Below are 20,904 nucleotides of genomic sequence, written 5' to 3'. Positions count from 1 at the left end.
AGCCCGGACCCCAGCTGCGGCTATGGGGGATACTGGCCCGATGTCGACATCTTCAACTGGCGTTTTGGTGCTTCTCGGTGCGCCCCTGGGAAATCCGGAGGACGCCTCGTCTCGGCTCCGGACCGAGCTGGCCCGCGCCGACGTCATCGCCGCAGAGGATACCCGGCGGCTCCGGCGGCTCCTCAGCGAACTGGATGTCGTTCCCACTGCGCAGATCACGTCGTATTTCGAGGCGAACGAGGCGGGCAAAACGTCAGGGCTTATCGAACAATTGTACGACGGAAAGCGGGTCGCCGTCATCACCGACGGCGGCATGCCCTCCGTCTCCGACCCGGGCTTCCGGCTGGTCAAGGCCGCGATCGACGCCGGTATCGCGGTGACCTGCGCGCCGGGCGCGAGCGCCGTCACGACCGCCCTGGCGCTTTCGGGCATGCCGTGCGACCGGTTCTGCTTCGAGGGCTTCGCGCCCCGCAAGGACGGCGAGCGCAGGCGTCTCTTCACTGAACTCGCCGAAGAGAAGCGGACCATGGTGTTCTTCGAGTCCCCGCGGCGCGTCGAGGACACCTTGCGCGCCATGGCCTCCGCGTTCGGCGATGACCGGCCCGCGGCGCTGTGCCGCGAGCTCACGAAGACCCACGAGGAGGTCCGCCGCGGCGGCCTGGCCGAACTCGCAGCGGGCGCGGAGGCCGACCCGCCGCGCGGGGAGATCACCCTCGTCGTCTCCGGCTGGACCGGACCCGACGCGAGCGAGGCGACCCCGGAGGCGATGGCCGCCGCCGTCGCCGCGCTGGAAGCCACAGGCACCGACCACAAGACCGCGATGAAAGAGGTCGCCGTCCGATACGGCGTCAGCCGCAGGGACGTCTACGACGCGGTCCTCACAGCTCGTCGAACTTAAAGGTCTTCCAGGAGAACAGGGCCACGACTGCCGCGAACGCGGCGAGGAACCCGATCTGCGGCAGCACCGCCGTCGGCGGCTCGCCGTAGACCACGACCGACTGCAGGGCCTCGTTGAGGTACCGCATCGGCGAGACGTACGAGATCGTCTGCACCCACTGCGGCGAGAGCGCGAGCGGGTAGAACGCGCCCGAGACGAACGCCATCGGCATCGTCACGAGGTTGCTCAGCCCCGCCGCTGCCGGGCTGGTCTGCGCGATACCGCCGATGACCACGCCCATCGCGATGAACGCGAGCGTCCCCAGCAGCACGAGCGGCGCCGCGAACCACGTCCACGCCGAGAGCTGCAGACCGAAGCCCAAGGCCGCCACCGCGAGGAACACGGCGGTCTGCCCGAGCGCGACCATCAGCATGACCGAGACCTTCGCGCCCAGGAACGTGCCCACCGACGCGGGCGTCAGGCGCAGGCGCCGCAGCAGCTTGTCGCGCTTCCAGTCCACGATCGTCCCGGCCGCGCCGAACACGCCCGTGATCGCGATGCCCCACGCGAGGATGCCCGGCGCGAGGTACTGGATCGGCTTGAGCGCGCCGCCGTCGGCCTCTTCGACCTCGGTGACCAGCACCGGCTCGTGCGGGGCCGCCGCCGAGAGTACTTCGACGTTCACGTCGTCGATCAGCGCCGCGAGCTTGCCTTCCGCGATCGCGCCCGAAGTCGAGTTCGTCGCCGACGGGTAGATGCGCACCGTGTCGCCGTCCTGGACGACCGCCGCATCGGCGTCGCCGTCGCGCAGCATCGCCAGCGCCTCGTCCAGGTCGGCTGCCTCGGTGACCGCGAACTCGTCCGGGTCGGCGCCGTCGAGCACCGCCACGTCGCCGACCGCGACGATCCGCGAGGCCGCGGTGTCGCCCGAGCCGAACACGCTCGCCAGCAGCACCATGAACATCAGCGGCAGGAGGATCGTGAAGAACACCTGGCTGCGGTCGCGCAGCCAGCCGCGCCCCAGTGCCTTGACAAGGCTCAGGTACGCGCTGCCGCGCTTGCGTTCGATGTTCGCGGCCGCCATCGTCCCGGTGCTCATCCGCGCCACTCCCGTCCGGTCACGTGCAAGAAGACGTCCTCCAGGTTCGCGGTGCGCACCGACAGGCCCTCCAGGGCCCCGTCCGATGCCAGTTCGGTCAGGAGTTTGCGCGGGTCGCGGGTCTCGAAGACGACTGTCGCTTCGTCGGCCGTCACGGTCTCGCCCGCCGCGAGCGCTTCGATGCGCTCACCGCTGAGCTGCCCGGCCGCCACGGTGATCTTCGTGGGGGCGTCGAGGTCGCGCACGAAACCGGCAGGGGAGTCGATCGCGCGGATCTTCCCGGCATCCATGATGGCGACCCGGTCGCACAGCGCCTCGGCCTCCTCCATGTAGTGCGTCGTGAGCACCACGGTGCGGCCTTCCGCGTTGATCGAGCGCATGAGGTCCCACAGGTTCCGCCTGGCCTGCGGGTCGAGGGCGGCGGTCGGTTCGTCGAGGAAGACGAGCTCGGGGTCGCCCACGAGCGCGCACGCGATGGAGAGCCGCTGCTGCTGGCCGCCCGAGAGCTTCTCGCAGCGCACGTCCGCGTGCTCGGCGAGGCCCACGGTCTCCAGCATCTCGGCCGCGCGGGCCTTCGTCGCGCCGTACAGCTCCGCGAACGTCTCGATCTGCTCTTTAGCGGTCAGGAACTCGAAGAACGCCGACGCCTGGAGCTGCACGCCGAGGCGGCCGGTCAGCTCGGGGGAGTGCGGCCACGGCGAGCGGCCGAGCAGGCGCACGGTCCCGGAATCGGGTCTGCGCAGGCCTTCGACGATCTCGAGGGTGGTGGTCTTCCCGGCCCCGTTGGGGCCGAGGATGCCGAAGAACTCGCCGCGCTCGACGCGGAAGCTCACGCCGTCGACCGCTCGGACCTCGCCGGTCCTGCGGCCGCGGTAGGTCTTGCGGAGGTCGGCGACCTCGATGGCGGCGTCCATAGCCGCTAACGCTATGCCATGGCCCGTTGTGACGGGGTTCTCGCCTTACGGGTGTACGAGGCGGCTACGGCGGTGGTGGCATTCCGTTCACACCCTCCGTAACAGAACCGTGAGGCGAACTTCATCGCGCCGGTACAGGTGCCGCACAACCCAGCAACGCCGCTCGCGGAAGGTAGCGGCATGACAGCGACCTTGACGCAATCCGCACCCCCCGCCCGCAAGGGATGGATCACCGACTGGCGACCGGACGACGAAGCCTTCTGGCAGTCGACCGGCCGCAAGGTCGCCCGACGCAACCTGATCTGGTCAGTGCTCGCCGAGCACTTGGGCTTCTCGGTGTGGGTGATGTTCAGCATCATCACCCCGTACCTGGCCGTGGCCGGATACGACTTCACCGTCAGCCAACTGTTCTGGCTCACCGCGGTGCCCAACCTCGTGGGCTCCTTCCTGCGCATTCCCTACACGGCTGCCGTGGCGATCTTCGGCGGGCGCAACTGGACCGTCATCTCGGCGGCGCTCCTGGTCATCCCGACCGCGCTCCTGGCCTATTGCGTCATGACCCCCGGGACCCCGTACTGGCTGTTCATCGTCGCGGGGATCACCGCCGGGTTCGGCGGCGGCAACTTCGCCTCGTCGATGGCGAACATCTCCTACTTCTATCCGGAGCGCTACCGCGGTTCGGCCCTGGGCGTCAATGCCGCGGGCGGCAACATCGGCGTCCCGGCCGTGCAGTTCATCGGCCCGTTCCTGATCGTCGCCGGCGTCGCCGGGGCCTCCCAGGGCGTCAATGAGGCCGGGAAGAACATCTTCCTGCAGAACGTGCCGATCCTGTGGATGGTCCTGGGCCTGTTCGCCGCGGTCATGGCCTGGCGCTTCATGGACAACCTCTCGGTCTCGCGCACCTCGATCAAGGAGCAGCTGCCCGCGCTGACGCGAGGCCACACCTGGATCATGAGCGTCCTCTACATCGGCACGTTCGGTTCGTTCATCGGCTACTCGTTCGCGTTCCCCCTGGTCATCAAGCTCTCCTTCCCGGAGTTCCAGTCCCTGTGGATCGCCGCGCTCGGCCCGCTCGTCGGCTCGGTCGTGCGGCCCTTCGGCGGCTGGCTCGCCGACAAATGGGGCGGCGCCCCCATCACCAGCACTGCGCTGGTCTTCATGGGCGCCGGTGCGATGGGCGCCATCTGGGGCATCAACACCGGCTCGTTCGCGCTGTTCTTCGTCGCCTTCATGGTGCTGTTCCTGATGAGCGGTATGGCCAACGGCTCGACCTACCGGTCCATCCCGGCGATCTTCCAGGCCGAAGCCCACGCCGCGGCCGGAGGCCAGGCCAGCGAGACCGAGGTCGTCCAGGCCAAGAAGCTCACCGCCGCGGCCCTCGGCTGGATCTCCGCGATCGGCGCCTTCGGCGGGTTCCTCATCAACCAGGGCTTCCGCATCGCCAACGAGCAGACCGGCTCGGTCGTCCCCGCCATGTGGGTGTTCGTCGGAGCCTATGCGGTCTTCCTGGTCATCAACTGGTGGTGCTACCAGCGCACGGTCCTCGTGGAGAAGGTCCCGAGCCTGGCGTACGCCAAGGTCTGACCCAGTACGACACCGCGGCAGCGTCGCCGTCCAGCCCCACGGCCCGCAATCGTCTCCCACTGACGATTGCGGGCCACTTAGCATTCCGGAAACATTGCTCACGTGACGTCGAAACGCCGCGCGGTCACACTCGGCGCATGACCGTTCGCGCCGCCCTCCCTGTCGTCCGCACCGCCGACACCCACTGCCCGTACTGCGCGCTGCAGTGCGGCATGCGGCTGGAAGAGGACACCGAAGGCAAGGTCACGGCCTCGCCGCGCGGCGGCGGCATGTGCAAGAAGGGCTGGACCTCCCCCGAACTGCTCGACCACCCCGAGCGGCTCACCTCGCCGCTCCTGCACGGCGAGCCCGTCTCGTGGGAGACCGCCCTCGACCACGTCGCGGCGAAGATCCGCGCGGTGCAGGCCGAGCACGGGAAGGACGCCGTGGGCGTCTTCGGCGGCGGCGGCCTCACCAACGAGAAGGTCTACCAGCTCGGCAAGTGGACCCGCCTCGCCTTGGGCAGCAAGCACATCGACTACAACGGCCGGTTCTGCATGTCCTCGGCCGCCGGGGCCCTCAACCGCTCCTTCGGCGTCGACCGCGGCCTGCCGTTCCCGAAGGAGGACTTGCAGGACGCGGACGTGATCGTCCTGGTCGGCGCCAACCCGGCCGAGACCATGCCGCCGCTCATGCGGTTCCTCACCAACGCCGAGCTCATCGTCATCGACCCGCGCCGCACCGCCACCGCCGAGCAGGCGCAGCTGCACCTCCAGCCCGCCCCCGGCACCGACCTCGCGCTGGCGAACGGGCTGCTGCACATCGCGATCGAGCAGGGCTACCTCGACCACGACTACATCAAGGCGCACACGAACGGCTTCGACGAGGTCCGCCAGACCGCCGCCGGGTACTGGCCCGCGTTCGTCGAGCGCATCACGGGCGTCTCCGTCCCCGACCTGTACGCCGCCGCCCGCCTCATGGCCGGCAAGAAGACCGCGATCCTGACCGCGCGCGGCTCCGAGCAGCACGCGAAGGGCGTCGACACCGTCACCGCCTGGATCAACCTCGCGCTCGCGCTCGGCCTGCCCGGCAAGCCCAGCTCCGGGTACGGCTGCATCACCGGGCAGGGCAACGGCCAGGGCGGGCGCGAGCACGGCCAGAAGGCCGACCAGCTCCCCGGCTACCGCATGATCACCGACCCGGCGGCGCGCGAGCACGTCGCGGCCGTGTGGGGCGTCGACCCCGAGATCATCCCGGGCGCGGGCGTCTCCGCAGTCGAGCTGCTGCGCAAATGCGGCGACGAAGTGAAGATGCTGTTCGTGCTCGGCTCCAACCCGGTCGTCTCGGCCCCGCGCGCCACGCGCGTCGCCGACCGCCTCAAGGACCTCGACTGCCTCGTCTCGCTCGACTTCGTCATGTCCGAGACCGCGCGCCTCGCCGAAGTGGTCCTCCCGGTCACGCAGTGGGCCGAGGAGGACGGCACGATGACCAACCTCGAAGGCCGCATCATCCGCCGCAAGTCCCTGCGCGGCGCCCCCGACGGCGTCCACTCGGACCTGTGGATCATGAAGGAGCTCGCCGCCCGCCTCGACGCGCCCGGCTCGTACTCCACCGACCCCGAAGCGATCTTCGAGGAACTGGGCCGCGCCTCCGCCGGAGGCAAGGCCGACTACTCCGGCGTCTCCTATGAGCGCCTTGAAGAGCAGACCTTCCAGTGGCCGGTGCCCAGCCCCGACCACGAGGGCACGCCGCGCATGTTCGCCGACTTCAAGTTCCCCACCCCGGACGGGCGCGCGAAGTTCATCGCCGTCGACCACCGCCACCCGGCCGAGCGCCGCGACCGCTCCTACCCGCTGTACCTCACAACAGGTCGCGTGCTCACCCAGTACCAGTCGGGCGCGCAGACCCGCCTCATCGGCTCCCTCGACGGACCCGACAGCGAGCAGTTCCTCCAGATCCACCCCGACACCGCTGTGCGCCACGGCATCGGCGAAGGCGACTGGGTCCGCATCACCTCCCGGCGCGGTTCCTACACCGCGCCCGCGCGCCTGACCGCCGACATCCGGCCGGACACCGTGTTCAGCCCCTTCCACTTCCCCGGCGCCGCGAACGCCAACGCCGCCGTCTCCGACGTGCTCGACCCGATCAGCCGCATGCCCGAGTTCAAGGTCTGCGCCGTCAAGATCGCCCCGGCCGCCCCGCCGCTGACGACCACCCCCTGACCACTATGTTCACCCTTCACCCCTGACTTTCGTCAGGGGTGAAGGCGCTGAAAACCGGTCTAAAGACCTATACGACTTCGGTCGAAATACCCATGGCAGCAAGGACTCCAACCGCCAGAGTTGATGATGCGGGCCGAAACGGACCCGCACCACCGACCGATTGGAACTCCACTTGCGACGCCAAGCGAAACGCCTCCTCCTCGGCGCCACCGCCCTCGCGGTCGCCGCCGGAACGACCGCAGCCGCCGTCCACACCGCCCAAGCCGAACCCGCCGACCCGCCCGCCGCCGCACCCGCGCTGGCGATCCCCGAGCCCGGCGGCGAGTTCGCCACCGGCACCACCCGGCTCCACCTCGTCGACGAAGGCCGCCCCGATGTCTGGGTGCCCGAACAGGACCGGGAACTCATGGTCTCCATGTGGTACCCGACCGCCGAGACCGAAGGCGAGACGGCGCCGTACATGACGGCTGAGGAAGGCGCGCTCTTCGGCGCGCAACTCAACCTCCCCGGCGAACTCCTAGCCTCAGTAGAAACGAACTCGGTGCTCGACGCCGAACCGCTCGCCGACGACGGCACGCTGCCGCTCGTCGTGCTCTCACCGGGCTTCTCGTTCCCCCGCGCCACCCTCACGGGCATGGCCGAAGAGCTTGCGAGCCAAGGCTATGCGGTGGCGACTGTCGGCCACACCTACGAAGCGCCCATCACCTTCCCGGGCGGCCGCACCACCGAGTGCCTCACCTGCCAGCAGGACGACCTCGACGACCAGACGCTCGTGCCGAACCGGGCCGTCGACCTCTCCTTCGTCCTCGACGAACTCACCGGAGACGACGCGGCCTGGGAGGACGCGGGCATCATCGACGCCGAGCGGATCGCCGTGGGCGGCCACTCGATCGGCGGCGCGAGCAGCCACCGCGCGATGCACGCCGACGACCGCTTCGACGCCGGGTTCAACCTCGACGGCACCTTCTTCGCCCTCGAACCGCACAAGCTCGACCGGCCCTTCATGATGGTCGGCGGCGGCGACGACCACGGCTCGCCTGGCCAGGACGACACCTGGGACAAGGCCTGGAAGAAGCTCGACGGCTGGAAGCGCTGGATCTCCGTCACCGGCACCACCCACAGCTCTATGACCGACTTCGGCCCGCTCGGCGAGCAGGCCGGGCTCAACCAGGACGACCTCGACGGCAACCGCAGCAACGAGATCGCCCGGGCCCTCGTCACCGGCTTCGTCGACACCCACCTCCGAGACGAGGGACCCCCGGTCCTCGAAGGCCCCGACCCGGCCTGGCCCGAACTCGTCTTCCACAACCCTTAGGCACCAGCGGAAAAAGCCCGGCCGCGTAGAGCGCGGCCGGGCCGGCAGGTCAGAAAGGAGGCGGTCAGATGCAGTCAGGAGCCGTTGCGGAGGTCGGCGAGGGTCGCCTGCTTGAAGACGACGTCGTTGAACTGGACCTTGCAGCCCTGGCCTTCCGGGGCCTGGACGCCGAACCCGGCCTTGACCGGGCCGTCGACACCGAACCCGAAGCAGCGCACGAACTCCCAGCGCCGGCCGTCGTTCGAGGCGTGGAAGGCGAAGCCTTCGCCGACGCTGCTGACGCGCATCCAGACGGTGTCGCCTTCGACGATCCAGGCGTTGGCGTCGTCGGAGGTGCCCCGGGTGACGACCGAGACGACCATGCCCTGCTCGTCGGGGGAGTACTCGAAGCACAGCTTCGACCAGTGGCTCTCGTCGGCGAGGAGGAACAGGGTTCCGGCGTCGTACTTGCCGTTGAAGTCCACGGTAATGCGGGCGCTGAACTGCCAGTCGCCTTCGGGCGGCAGGCCGAGCAGGCGGGCGCCGGTGGTCGGGGCGTGGCTCGCGGGCGCGGGGGCGTAGACGTACCAGTCGGTGCCGGGATCGGCGGTCGCTTCGAGGCCGGTCCCGGTGACCTGCCAGTGCTGCGGCTCGACGGCGTCTTCCCAGTCGAGGGGAAAGGGGAGTCCAGGGATATTGACTGTCATCCGCTCAGCTTAGCGATAGGCGGGAGCGCTGCCTTTCTTTTTTCCAGGGGTTGGGAAAAGTGGCGGCAGTGGTCAGGGGCGCTGGAGTTGAGGAGGGCGGAGCCTTTGGGGGAGTAGGAACTCCTGGGTCTCACGGGTATGGACTCGTTCGATGACCTCGATGGGGCCGAGGGCCGCGAGGGCCCGCACGACCTCGTCGACGAGGCGCGGGGGCGCCGACGCCCCGGCGGTCACCGCCACGGCCTCGGCGCCGCTCAGCCAAGCCGGGTCGATGGCGGCGGCGTCTTCGATGAGGTGCGCTTCGACCCCGGCGCCGTTCGCCAGCTCCACCAGGCGGTTCGAGTTCGAGGAGTTCGCCGAGCCGACCACGAGCACGAGATCGGCCTCGTCCACGACGGCGGCGACCGCCGCCTGGCGGTTGCTCGTGGCGTAGCAGATGTCATCGGCGCCTTGGCCTTTGATCGCCGGGAAGCGCCGCTTCAAGGCCTCGGCGATGGTCTCGACCTCGGTCACCGCCAGGGTCGTCTGGCTCAGGTAGGTGAGCCGGGCGGTGTCGGGGACGCGCAGGTCGGCGACCTCTTCGGCGCTCCCGACGAGGAGGGTCCGGTCTGGCGCGATCCCGACAGTGCCTACGACCTCCTCGTGACCCTCGTGTCCGATGAGGATCACCGTGTCGCCGCTGTCGGCTGCGCGCTTGGCCTCGGCGTGGACCTTCGCGACCAGCGGGCAGGTCGCGTCGACCGTGTCGAGGCCGCGCCCGGCCGCCTCCCGCTCGACGGCCGGGGCCACGCCGTGGGCGCTGAAGACCACGAGCGCGTCGTCGGGGACCTCGTCGAGCTCGCCGACGAAGACCGCGCCGCGCGACTCCAGGTCCGCCACCACGTGCGCGTTGTGCACGATCTGGTTGCGCACGTAGACAGGCGGTCCGTGCTGTTCAAGCAGCCGCTCGACAATCTCGATCGCCCGCTCCACACCGGCGCAGAAAGAACGCGGGGCGGGAAGCAGCACCCGGCGAAGGCGTGCCATCAATTAGCCCTGTGGACCGTGCTCGCCGCCAGGCCCGTCAGCTCCTCGACGGCCTCGGCCCGGAGTCCTTCCACGCCGAGGCTGTTCGTCGCCGCCTCGGTGAGCGTCTCCGCCGACCGGCGGCTCGCCTGCCGCCCCCCGCAGGCCTCGACCAGGTCGGCGGCCCGGCGCAGCTCGGTCTCGGTGAGCTGCCCGCTGGCGCTGTAGATCGCCGCCAGCTCCGGCGCGTCGGGGTGCCCGGAGCCGAGCGCCGCCGTCACCGGCAGCGACTTCTTGCGGTTGCGCAGGTCCGAGTAGACCGCCTTGCCCGTGACGTCCGGGTCGCCCCAGATCCCCAGCAGGTCGTCGACGTGCTGGAACGCCAGCCCGAGCCGGAACCCGAAGTCCCGCAGCGCGTCCACCTGCTGCGGCGTGCCGCCCCCGAAGAGCGCCCCGAGCGCGGTCGCGCAGCCCATCAGCGAGGCCGTCTTCGCCTCGGACATCGCCACGCACTCGGCCAGCTCGACCCGGTCGCGCGTCTCGAACCGCGTGTCCGCCAGCTGCCCTTCGATGAGGGCCCGCACGGTCTGCGCGAGCAGGTTCGTGCCCGCCGGGACCTTGTCGCAGCCGGACTCGGCGATGACCTCGAACGCCAAGGCGTGCAAGGCGTCACCTACGAGGATCGCGTCGTTGACGCCGTAGACCTTCCACGCGGTCGGGCGGTGCCGCCGCAGGCTGTCGCGGTCGATGATGTCGTCGTGGATGAGGGAGAAGTTGTGGACCATCTCGACGGCCACAGCCGCCGGGACGGCCTGCCGCCACGCGTCCTCGCCGCCGACCGCCTTGGCGGCCAGCAGGGTCAGGAGCGGCCGCAGGGCCTTGCCGGAGTTGGCCTGGACGGGCGAGCCGGAGGCGTCGGTCCAGCCGAAGTGGTAGGCCGCGATGCGCGCGGCGGGCGCGGGGAGCCGGGCGGCGGCGGCGCGGAGTCCGGCGTCGACGGCCTCGCGGGCGGCGGTGTGGTCGGTCAGGACGGTCAAGCGGGGCCTCCCTGGGCGGCGGGGTCTGCGGGGATCGCGGTGGGATCGCGGTGGGGTCCAAGGGGTCGCCGCGGATGCGCGGACGCCCCTGTGGCCCGGGCGGCCGCCTGAGTGCGGAGGCGGCCGCCCGGGATGCTCAGCGTCCGATCTCGACGTGTTCGAGGATGCCGAGCGCGTCCGGGACCAGGACCGCGACGGAGTAGTAGGCGCTCACGAGGTAGGACATGACGGCCTTCTCGTCGATCCCCATGAACCGCACCGAGAGGCCCGGCTCGTACTCGTCGGGCAGCCCGGTCTGGTGCAGGCCGACGACGCCCTGGTTGTCCTCGCCGAGGCGCATCGCCAGCATCGAGGTCGTACCGGCCGACGTGATCGGGATCTTGTTGCACGGCAGCACCGGAACGCCCCGCCACGCCACGGCCTCGCCGCCCTCGAACGAGGACAGCGGCGGGTAGAGCCCGCGCTTGTTGAGCTCGCGCCCGAACGCGGCGATCGCCTTGGGGTGCGCCAGGATCACGCGGGTGTCGCGGCGCCGGGAGATGAGCTCGTCGAGGTCGTCCGGCGTGGGCGGCCCCGAGCGGGTCGGGATGCGCTGGTTCAGCGCGGCGTTGTGCAGGAGCCCGAACTCCTTGTTGTTGATCATCTGGTCCTCCTGCTGCTCGCGGAGGGCCTGGACGGTGAGCCGGAGCTGCTGCTCCATCTGGTTCATCGGCTGGTTGTAGAGATCGGCGACGCGCGTGTGGACGCGCAGCACGGTCTGCGCCACCGAAAGCTCGTACTCGCGCGGCTTCAGCTCGTAGTCCACGAACGTCGTCGGCAGGTCCGGCTCGCCGGTGTGGCCTACCGCAATGTCGATCGCCGACTCGCCGTGCTTGTTCGTCTTCGCCGAACGCCCGGCGCGGTACTGCTCCAGGTGCGCCGCGAGCTCCGGGATGCGCTCGACGAGCTCGCCCACGGCCCCGGTCGGCAGCGCCAGCACCGTGACCGGTGTGGCCGCGATGACGTCGTTGCGCCACACGGGACCGGACTCGGTGAGCACTTCATCGCCGAAGTGGTCGCCGTCGACCAGGACGCCCACGGAGAACCGGTCGCCGAACTTGCCCTCGCCGAACTGCTCGACGCGGCCGTGCGCGATGAGGTACAGGCCGTCGATCGGCGCGCCCTGCTGCGCCAGGTGCTCCCCGGCGCGGATCTCGCGCTGCTCGAAGCGGTCGGCAAGCGCCGCAAGCACTTCCTCGTCCTGGAGGCCGCGCAGGTGCGCGATCTCGCCGAGCTCGGTCGGGATGACGCGGACGGTGTCGCCCTCGGTGGCGAACTCGACGCGGCCGTCGCCGACCGTGTGCGTCAGGCGCCGGTTGACGCGGTACGCGCCGCCCTGGGTCTGGACCCACGGCAGGACCTTGAGGAGCCACCGGGAGGTGATCTCCTGCATCTGCGGGGCGGACTTGGTGGTGGTGGCGAGGTTGCGGGCGGCGGCGGTGCTGAGGCTGGTCGGGGGATGCTGACCGTTCGAGGTCTGCTGTGGAACGGCCGGCGTGCTGTCGACGACAGAGTCGGTCATGCAGTCACTTCCTCACTTTGGGGCTGACTTGGCTCGTGCAGGATCTTATCTATCACAAGGTCGGAAAAGCCAATAATTCACCCATACGAGTACTTATTCCGAGTACTTCACATCAATGACGTCGAACCGCTCGATCGCCGTCTCGTACGCCACCGGGTCCGAGGCCCCGCCGCGGCTGAACGGGTACTCCAGCTGGTAGGCCGCGAACAGCATGAGCGCCACCATGCCCGAGATCAGCCCCACCAGCACGAACTGGTACTTGCGGGTCGGCGTGCCGAGCGTCAGCATCACCGCGAACACCAGCAGCGCCCCCGGCACGAGCACCGTCCACATCACCGGCCCCAGGCCGCGCTGCGCCGTGAACAGCCGGTCCGTGCGGTACTGCTCCACGGCCATGACGCCGTCACTCACCTCGAGCTGCGTCTGCATCAGGTCCTCATCGGGCTGCGCGCCCGACACCGGGGCCCGCACCTCGTCGAGCAGCAGCAGCCCCTCCGAGGACACCGGGTCCTGTTCGCGCATCGCGGGCCACTCGACCTCGATCACCTCGTTCGTGTAGGCCCGCAACGCCGCCCGCACCTCGTCGCGCTCCGCCGGTGGGAGCGCCGAAGCCGACCAGTACACGTCGACCAGCTGGTTCGACTCCTGGTAGGTCACATGGCCCGCCTCGTTCTTGTCCTCCCAGGCCGTGATCAGCACGAACGCCAGCACGATCGCGTACAGCACGGTCAACAGCTCGAACAGCGTCGTGCCCAGCTCGTTGTTGTGCCCGCGCCCCGTGGGCGGCGTCAGCTTCTGCAGCAGCGCGACGACGACGCTGGCCGCGGCCACCACGACGAGAAAGAACAGCAACCCTTGTAGCCAAATGGCCATTGATCCCACCAAACTTCATGAAGCAGAATATTCACGTGGATATTAGTGAATTCCGGAATCAAGGTCGGAGACAGACATGCGACGGCTCATAACGCTCGTCATCTGCGCCGTCGCGCTCATGGCGCTCCCGGCGCTCGCGCTGGCCTTCGACGGCCGCGGCGCACCCGAGGCCCGCCCCGACTACCCGACCCGGCCGGACTATCCGACCTTCTGCATCTCCTACCCCGAATACCCGACGTACCCGGACTACCCGGAACACGCCGAAGGGCGGCACCACCACTGCCCGGAACCGCCGGAGCCCTCGCCCGAACCGCCCTCACCCGAACCCCCTTCGCCTGAACCGCCGAGCCCACCGTCGCCCGAGCCCCCGAGCCCGCCCGCTCCTGAACCGCCCGCCCCGAACCCGCCTGAGCCCCAACCCGAACCGGAACCCGAGCCGGAGCAGCCGGAACCCGAGGTCCCGCCCGCCCCGGCCTCACCGGAGCCGTCTCCCGCCGCCGACCCGCCCGAGACCCCCACCCCGCCCCGCGACTCTGCTCCTTACGACCCCGGGCCGCTGCCCGAGGCGCTCGCGGTCGTCGAGGAGGACGCCCCCGAAGCGGCCCCTGAGGAATCCGGCGGAGCGACGCCTCAGCGCCGCATGATCGCCGCGGTCGTCGGATTCGCCGTCGCCACCGGCGCGGGTGCATCGCTCTCCCGCCGCAGGTAGTCCCGCCACGACGGCGGCCGCAACCCGGCGGTCGCCGTCGCCGGCAGCTTGAACTCCTTGGGCGCCTCCGCTGTCGCGGGGGCGCTCTTCGGGAACGCCCGCGGCCCGCCCACCGCGCCGGGGCCCGCGGCCATGAGCGGCCGGAGCTTGTCGTCGTCGTAGCGGGCGGTGACCCGGTGCCAGTTGAGGATCGCCGCGTTCCAGTCCCGCAGGCTCGTCACGTATGCGTCGAGCGTCCGCTGCGCGTCGACGTCGAGTTCGAGTTCGGCGACCACCGGCGGCAGGTCGTTCTCCACGATGAACTGGAACTGCTCGACGCGGGCGGTCATGAGCGCGTTGACGACGTCCATCGCCTCGGCCGGTCCGCAGTCGAGGTACTCCTCGACGACCGTGACGGCGTTGGCGATCTGGCCCTCGAACTCGATCTCCTTGCGGTACGAGAACAGGTCGTTGAGCAGGGCCGACTGGTCCATCGCGGCCGTCTCCATCGCGCGGATCGGACGGGACCTGAACACCTCGTCCGGCACTTCCCGGCCCGCCTTCAGCCTGGCCAGCGCCATCGTGAGGTCCGAGCCGAACGTCCTGCGACGCATCTCGATGTAGTCCACCGGATCGGGCACCCGGTTCTGGTTCTCCGAATGCAGCTCCCAGAGCCAGGACTCGATCATCACCGTGACGGTTTGCTTGAACTCGGCACGAGCCCGCTCGTCGAACTGGGCGGCGGTGCGCTGCCACAGGTCGGCCAGGCCCTTTTCGATCGGGTTGGCCGGCAACGGGGTCGGGCCGAGGTCGAGCGGCAGGAACTCCAGGAGCCGCTGGTGCTGCGCGATTGCGGGCGCGAGGTTGCGGCCGCGCCCGAAGACCGCCGGGTAGTAGTCGTCGCCGTAGGTGCCCCACGCGAGCCAGTCCGCGGAGGTGTCCAGCTCCTCCTGCGTCGCTTCGGGGGCGATGCCCGCGGAGCAGATCGCGAAGTCGAAGCCGAGGAACTGCTCCCGGTCCCACAGGCCCGAGCCCGGCAGCGCCGGGTCGGGGGCGAGGAAGCCCATCGCCGCCGCCCATTCCTCGCCGTGGCGGCGGGCCTGGTCGAGCAGCGGGTTGAGCCGCAGCTCGTACGGCAGGTGGATCTCCGGCAGCGTCATCGGCCCGACCTTGCGGAACGGCTCGCGCGCATGCTGCTTCAGCCCCGACGCCGAGATCCGCGCCGCGCTCGTCCCGATCCCGTTGGGGCCGCGCAGGACCCGGTCCGCCGCGTCGTTCATGTACCGACTGGACCGCATGTGCCATTCGTGGCCGCCGGCCTGCCAGTCCTGGAGGCCCTTGGCGTACAGGGCGATCGCGGCCTGCTCGGCCGGCGTGAGCCGCCGGTCGGCGGCGAGGATCGGCAGTTCGGTGAGGGCCGTGTTCTCGAACTGGTGGAGCCGCGAGGTGAGGATGTCGTTCACCAGGTTCGCGGCCTGCTGGGTCCCCATACCGAGGAACCGCTCGAAGACAAGCACGGCGTTGGCGTTCTCGCCCTCGTCGGTGACTTCGCGCTCGTACGAGAACAGGTCGTTGCGCAGGTGCACGGCATCGCTGAAGGTGTCGCGCAGGACTTCGAGCGGCCGCTCCCGCGCGACCGAGTCGGGCACTTCCGCACCGACTGCGTACTCGACGATCCCCGCCGACCACGGCGCCCCGCCGACCTTGCGGCGCATCTCGATGTACTCGATCGGGTTCGCGACCCGGTCGGTGGTGATGTTCGTGAGCTCCCAAAGGGACTCGAACAGCAGGTTGATCGTGCTCTCGAGGAACCGCTGCCGCCAGCCCATCGACATGCTCGGCGCGGTGCGCTGCCACAGGTCGAGCAACCCCAGCTCGACCGGGTTCTCCGGCTCCGGGGTAGCCCCCAGGTCCAGCGGCATGAACAGCGGGATGCGGTCGAGGTACGCCTTGGCGCCCTTCATGTCCCGGGTGCGTTTGAACGCGTCGAGGAAGTGGTCGTCGAAGAAGAACACCCACACGTACCAGTCGGTGACGAGGTCGAGCGCGGGCGCGTCGCAGTCCGGGTGCGTGTACGCGCACAGCAGCCCGTAGTCGTGCCGGTCGAGCTCGGCCTCATCCCAGATGACCCCGCCGCCCTCGGCCGGGGCGTCGAGCATCCCCATCTCCTTGGCCCACACCCGCGCATGCACGCGAGCCCCTTCGACATTGGGATTCAGCCGTGCCGGATACGGCTGATAGAACACGGGCAACACGAACGGGTGATTTTCTGCCATATCACTCCTTAGTGTCGAAACAGGCAGTTTTCAACGCGCCCCACTGTAAGCCCTCAGCGAGCAGATCGCCACCCCTGGAGCGGGTCCAGATGGGTCCAGGGGGTGAGACTGGCGGCGGATAGGGGATCGTTCATTCGGACGTTTTCAAATCGTTATATACACTGATCAACAAACATGAACAAGTCTTCAATCATGTGTAATTCGGACACCCGCACAATGGTCTGTCTCCCTTGGACCATTCTGAGCTGATAGCGTCTGCCACGTTCTCGGTCACGTACTGTGCCGAGACAACCCCGATACCCCCGGGTACCCCTTCGAAAACCCGAACACCAAACTGGAGAACGAGCCCTCGTGACGAGTCCCCATCCTCGCCGCCGCCCCAGGCGAGCCCTGATTGTCGGCATCGCCTCTGCGATCGCCTTCGGATCGCTGCAGACGCCGCCTGCACTAGGCCAGGAGGCGGACGACACTTACTGCTCAACCGACGATGAGCTCTTGCAGGAGGCCGTCGAGTCCGCAGCGCTGGGCCTTGCGGCCGACTGCGGGGCCGAGGTAGTGATCGGTGATTCGCAGACGTACGACACGCGTTCGCTCGCGCAGCCCGACGGCACGATTGCCACCGAGTTCTATGCCGAGCCGCGGTGGGTGCCGGACGAGGCCGGAGAATGGACCGAAGTCGACCCGACCGTGGTTGTCGCCGACGACGGCTCGATCCGTTCCGCGGCGACCCTCGCCGATCTCGAGTTCGGAACCGAGGGTGAGACCGCCTTTGTAACGGCGACCGGAGTCGACGGCGAGCAGGTGTCGCTCAGCTGGCCTGAACCGCTTCCCAGCCCGGAGCTCAACGGTGCGACCGTGGTCTACCCCGAGGTGCTGCCCGGTGTGGACCTCGAGGTGTACTCGGATGTCGCCGATTTCTCCTACGCACTCGTGGTGAAGACCCCTGAAGCCGCAGAGAGCGAAGCGCTCGAACGCATCGAGCTCGGCCTCGAAGCCGACGGGCTGACTGTCGACGCCGACGAGGAGGGCGACACCGCGGTCCTCACTGACTCTGAAGGTGAAGCTGCTTTCAGCGTCGAGAGTCCCTGGATGTGGGACTCGTCCGGGGCCGCAGAAGAGGCTCCCGAACTGGCAGCCGAAATGGACCTCCAGGTCGACGCGGACTCGCTCGCCGTCGTCCCCGACCCGGACCTGCTTGCCGACCCCGAGGCGGTCTACCCGATCTACATCGATCCCGAGTTTGTATACGAAGGCCCGAACTTCGAGAACGCCTTTTCCGAAGGCACCGGGATCAGCTGCGGCACCGGCTCGGAGATGTGCACCGGCACCCAGACCTGGTCCAGCGACCCCACCTACGGCTACTGGCGCTCGGCCATGAAATTCAACAACCTCGGCGTGCTCGCCAACCGCGACATCCAGCAGGCGCACGTATGGGCCACGCAGACCCACACCGGCGCAGCGGGCGCGACCCACACCGTGCGCCTGTATTCGATGGACTGGTTCGACTTCTCCGCGAACACGAGCTGGAGCACCTTCAACAGCAAGATCGTCGGTCAGGTCGCGAGCGCCTCGGTGGCGACCTCGAACGCCTCTGCGGGCGAAGGCGACCACGAGATCACATGGGCCGACACGCGGACGGCGACCCGGATCCAGACCCTGGTCGACAACGGCGGCGGCACTGCGGTGTTCGCGGTCCTCTCGGGTGCCAACAGCGACCAGGAGTCCAACCGGAACTACTGGCGCAAGATCAACCCGACCACTGGAAGGCTGAAGGTCTGGCACGGGCCCCTGAAACCCACCAGCCTCAAGACCGGCACCGAGGCCTGCGCGACATCGGCGCCTGGCCCGGTCATCAACACCCTCACGCCGACCTTGACTCTCACCGCCCCGCCTGCGCTCGAGGCCACGAACAAGATGACCTTCTACGTGTACGAGCGGGACAAGGTCCACCCGAACGCGCTCCAGGCGATCGAGGTAAGCAACGTTGCCGAGAAGCAGGTCGTCTCCGCCACAGTCGCGACCGGCGAGCTCACCCGCGGCAAGACCTATCGCTGGCAGGCGAGGGCCTGGGACTCTGATCCCAACTCATCGCGGTACAGCGACTTCACGTCCTACTGCTACTTCACCGTGAACCAGCTGCCGACGACTCCGACGAATCTGACCACGGCCAACCTCGGCTGCGGTACGCAGACCGCTCCGACCCTGGTGACGACACCCGCACCACTGGTCTATGCGACGCCGAGCGACCCCGACACCGGCAATGTGAAGACCTGGTTCCAGGTCTACACCGGCGCGGGCACCCTCTACAAGGAGATCAAGCCGGACGGAAAAAGCGGGGTGATAGCTTCGGCGACCGTCTCCGCGGCGGACGGCCTCTACAAGTGGCGTGCCGCGACCAGCGACGCGTTCGCATCGAGCGCGTTCTCGGGATACTGCTGGTTCACCATCGACACCACCGCTCCTGCACCGCCTGACGTGGTACAGATGACCGAAACGCCCTCAGCCGACAACCCTGTCGAGTTCGACTTCGTCGGCGGCAGCGATGTCAAGAGCTTCCAATACAGCTTCAACAGCGGCACCGTCCAGGAAATCTCCGCGACCGGCGGTATCGCCACGGTTGCAGTGACCCCGACCGGCAGCTCGACTACCTTCACGCTCGAAGTCTGGGCAAGTGACGCGGCGGTCGGAGTCAAGGGCAACACCTCGAGCAAGACGGTCTACATCCTGACCGTCATTTCACCGCAGCCTGCGGAGGCCGTCGGCACGTGGCGCTTCGACGGCGACCTGCTCGATGACGCGGGCGAACAGACGCTGACCCCGCTCGGCACCGCGACGACGGGGACCGACGCACTCGGGCGCACCGACTCGGCAGCAGTCTTCAACGGCACCACCGACTCCTGCCTGACCGCAAGCGGCCCGATCGTCGACACCACCCAGTCCTTCACAATCGCCGGGTGGGTCAAGACCGATGCCGCCCCCGCAGCTGAGTCGGCATTCATGGACATTGCCGGTGTCACGAAGAGCAACATGAAGTTCCTCATGTCCTCGGCGGGTCGGTGGGGGATCGCTATGGTCGCCGAGGACGGCGACACGGCGGGCTCCACCGTAGTCCAAGCTGACGCGACCCTGACCAAGTTCGGACAGTGGACCCACCTCGCCGGGGTCTACGACGCCGCGACCGGGCGGCTCCGTCTCTATGTCGACGGTGCTCTGGCTGCATCTAAGCCGCTCCCGTTCACCGCTTGGCAAGCGACAGGGGTCTTCTCGGTCGGCTGCGGCATCAGCACCCAGAATGGGCCGTTCAGCCCGTTCACCGGATCGGTGGACGACGCGGTGCTCTTCCAGCAGCCGCTGACTGGCGAGCAGGTCGCCGAACTGATGGTCGGTGACGGCATGCCCGCGGCGCTCCAAGCCTGGTACCCCCTGCGCGGCGACGGCCTCGACTACTCCGGTCGCGCTACCGACCTCACCGGACTCCCCGCTTCTCCGAACTGGGTCCCGGACCAGCACAATAGGTCGGCCAGCGCGCTGACGTTCGACGGCACCGCCTGCCCCACCTCCTCGGAGGTTCCGGTCCGCACCGACGACTCGTTCTCGGTGTCCGCCTGGGCATGGCTCGACCCTGAAGGCGTCCACAACCACAGCCGGATCTTCGAATTCCAGGGCAGCCAGTACTTCGCCGCGATGGCCAAGTACAACACCACCAGCGGTGGCTGGAGCTTCGCCCTCACCGGGGCGGACGACCCGACCGCGACCTGGGCGAGCAATACACTCGCCGGGTCGGGCCAGGTCGGCCAATGGGCCCAGATCACGCTCGTGGTCGATGTCGACGCCAAGCTCGCGATCCTCTACGTCGACGGTGTGTTCGCTATCAGCAAGAGCCTGAGCACGATCACGCCCTGGCGGGCGAGTGAGTTCATGCTCGGATGCGCCGAAACCTCCAGCGGCATCAGCCAGACCTGGGATGGCGCGATCTCGGACGTCCGCGTGTGGCGCGGCGCCTTGAGCGCTGACGAGGTCTCCTCGACCCACACGACGAGGGCCTCTGCATGGGCCTTGGACGAGCTCGGCTCCGCTACGGCCTCGACGGATGAATGGGGTCTGAACCCCTTGGCCTTCAGCGGGACCTACGCGTACGGCATCGACCGGAAGAACTCCTGCGAGTCGACCCTGCAGCTCGCCGGAGCAGGCTACGCCAAGACAACGGGCCCGGTCCTCACCACCGATGAGTCCTTCACCGTCGCCGCCTGGGCGCGCGTGGACGACTTGGACGGTTTCCGCACCATCGTCATGCAGAGCGGCACTTCCAACGGCGCGTTCAACATCAGTTACAACTCCCTTCAGGGGCGCTTCCAGATGTCGATGGCGCGCAGCGATACCACGGACACGAAGTGGGTGCGGGTCTTCGCGACAGATGCGCCGGAAATGGACCCGGATACCGGTCTCGGCTACTGGTACCACCTTGTCGGCCAAGTCGACCTCGGCGCGGGTGTGATCCGGTTCTACGTCAACGGGGAGTTCCAGGGAGAGGCTCCTATTGTCGACTCGCCTTGGCAGGCGAATGGATCGCTGGTAGTGGGTGCCTCCGACCAGTACGACGGCGTAGTGAACCAAATGGTCGGCGCCGTCGACAACGTGCAGACCTGGTCAGGCGTCCTCGATGAGGACTCGATCGCGCGGCTCTCTCGTGACAGGCCCGACTCTCCGCTGAACCCGAACGACGTCTACTGCCCCTGATTCGAAGGATCGACGACCGACACCTCGGTGGAGCGGCGCTCTGACAGGCTG

General features: G+C 68.7%; 14 protein-coding genes. 6 read left to right on the top strand and 8 right to left on the bottom strand.

The annotated features are described in order from the left end of the window. The first annotated feature begins 40 nt into the window (after window positions 1-40). The gene (gene rsmI / locus ACZ60M_RS08955; RefSeq protein ID WP_465416217.1) at window positions 41-898 is read left to right on the top strand and encodes a 16S rRNA (cytidine(1402)-2'-O)-methyltransferase; all 858 of its coding nucleotides are present in this window, start codon (window positions 41-43) and stop codon (window positions 896-898) included. Here the strand turns inward: rsmI and ACZ60M_RS08950 are convergent. Both ACZ60M_RS08950 and ACZ60M_RS08945 read right to left on the bottom strand, forming a co-directional pair. Next, window positions 879-1,976 carry an ABC transporter permease gene (locus ACZ60M_RS08950; protein ID WP_465416215.1) on the bottom strand — a complete coding sequence of 366 codons (1,098 nt, stop codon included), beginning with the start codon at window positions 1,974-1,976 and terminating at the stop codon, window positions 879-881. The two genes, rsmI and ACZ60M_RS08950, sit on opposite strands and share 20 nt — an antisense overlap. Next, window positions 1,973-2,890, bottom strand: coding sequence for an ABC transporter ATP-binding protein (locus tag ACZ60M_RS08945; RefSeq protein WP_465416213.1), 918 nt, complete (start codon window positions 2,888-2,890; stop codon window positions 1,973-1,975). Before ACZ60M_RS08945 ends, ACZ60M_RS08950 begins: the two co-directional genes overlap by 4 nt. Window positions 2,891-3,070: 180 nt before the next feature. On the opposite strand from ACZ60M_RS08945, the gene ACZ60M_RS08940 reads away from it, so the two are divergent. The 3 genes from ACZ60M_RS08940 (at window position 3,071) to ACZ60M_RS08930 (ending at window position 7,990) form a co-directional block, all read left to right on the top strand. Beyond that, a complete protein-coding gene (locus ACZ60M_RS08940) occupies window positions 3,071-4,474 on the top strand; it encodes an MFS transporter (RefSeq protein ID WP_465416211.1) in 1,404 nt (467 codons plus the stop codon). 137 nt (window positions 4,475-4,611) lie between these two features. Next, complete coding sequence (locus tag ACZ60M_RS08935; RefSeq protein WP_465416209.1) at window positions 4,612-6,675, top strand: molybdopterin oxidoreductase family protein; 2,064 nt, start codon at window positions 4,612-4,614, stop codon at window positions 6,673-6,675. 172 nt (window positions 6,676-6,847) lie between these two features. After that, window positions 6,848-7,990 carry an alpha/beta hydrolase family protein gene (locus ACZ60M_RS08930; RefSeq protein ID WP_465416207.1) on the top strand — a complete coding sequence of 381 codons (1,143 nt, stop codon included), beginning with the start codon at window positions 6,848-6,850 and terminating at the stop codon, window positions 7,988-7,990. 74 nt (window positions 7,991-8,064) lie between these two features. On the opposite strand, the gene ACZ60M_RS08925 is transcribed toward ACZ60M_RS08930, so the two are convergent. From ACZ60M_RS08925 to ACZ60M_RS08905, 5 genes are all read right to left on the bottom strand, one after another. Further along, a complete protein-coding gene (locus tag ACZ60M_RS08925) occupies window positions 8,065-8,676 on the bottom strand; it encodes a DUF1349 domain-containing protein (RefSeq protein WP_465416205.1) in 612 nt (203 codons plus the stop codon). Window positions 8,677-8,748: 72 nt separating this feature from the next. After that, window positions 8,749-9,702, bottom strand: coding sequence for a 4-hydroxy-3-methylbut-2-enyl diphosphate reductase (ispH, locus tag ACZ60M_RS08920; RefSeq protein ID WP_465416203.1), 954 nt, complete (start codon window positions 9,700-9,702; stop codon window positions 8,749-8,751). Then, window positions 9,702-10,718 (bottom strand): polyprenyl synthetase family protein, encoded by a 1,017-nt coding sequence (locus ACZ60M_RS08915; protein ID WP_465416201.1) that lies wholly within the window; start codon window positions 10,716-10,718, stop codon window positions 9,702-9,704. Before ACZ60M_RS08915 ends, ispH begins: the two co-directional genes overlap by 1 nt. A gap of 136 nt (window positions 10,719-10,854) precedes the next feature. Further along, window positions 10,855-12,279 carry a family 2B encapsulin nanocompartment shell protein gene (locus ACZ60M_RS08910; protein ID WP_465416199.1) on the bottom strand — a complete coding sequence of 475 codons (1,425 nt, stop codon included), beginning with the start codon at window positions 12,277-12,279 and terminating at the stop codon, window positions 10,855-10,857. A 93-nt stretch (window positions 12,280-12,372) separates the two neighbouring features. Then, entirely contained in the window at window positions 12,373-13,131 is a 759-nt protein-coding gene (locus ACZ60M_RS08905) for a bestrophin-like domain (protein ID WP_465416197.1), read from the bottom strand. A gap of 97 nt (window positions 13,132-13,228) precedes the next feature. Here ACZ60M_RS08905 and ACZ60M_RS08900 point away from each other — a divergent pair, with 97 nt between their 5' ends. Next, the gene (locus ACZ60M_RS08900) at window positions 13,229-13,861 is read left to right on the top strand and encodes a hypothetical protein (RefSeq protein ID WP_465416195.1); all 633 of its coding nucleotides are present in this window, start codon (window positions 13,229-13,231) and stop codon (window positions 13,859-13,861) included. On the opposite strand, the gene ACZ60M_RS08895 is transcribed toward ACZ60M_RS08900, so the two are convergent. After that, on the bottom strand, window positions 13,783-16,116 hold the full coding sequence (locus ACZ60M_RS08895; RefSeq protein WP_465416193.1) for a terpene synthase family protein: 2,334 nt from the start codon (window positions 16,114-16,116) through the stop codon (window positions 13,783-13,785). The genes ACZ60M_RS08900 and ACZ60M_RS08895 overlap by 79 nt on opposite strands. Before the next feature lie 351 nt (window positions 16,117-16,467). Between ACZ60M_RS08895 and ACZ60M_RS08890 the strand changes: the two genes are divergently transcribed. Continuing rightward, window positions 16,468-20,853 (top strand): LamG domain-containing protein, encoded by a 4,386-nt coding sequence (locus tag ACZ60M_RS08890; protein WP_465416191.1) that lies wholly within the window; start codon window positions 16,468-16,470, stop codon window positions 20,851-20,853. Window positions 20,854-20,904 lie beyond the last annotated feature (51 nt).

Source organism: Glycomyces sp. NPDC050141 (genome assembly GCF_055586545.1).
The sequence above is the reverse complement of the archived record's forward strand: the minus strand, read 5'-3'. Positions and strand labels throughout refer to the sequence as shown.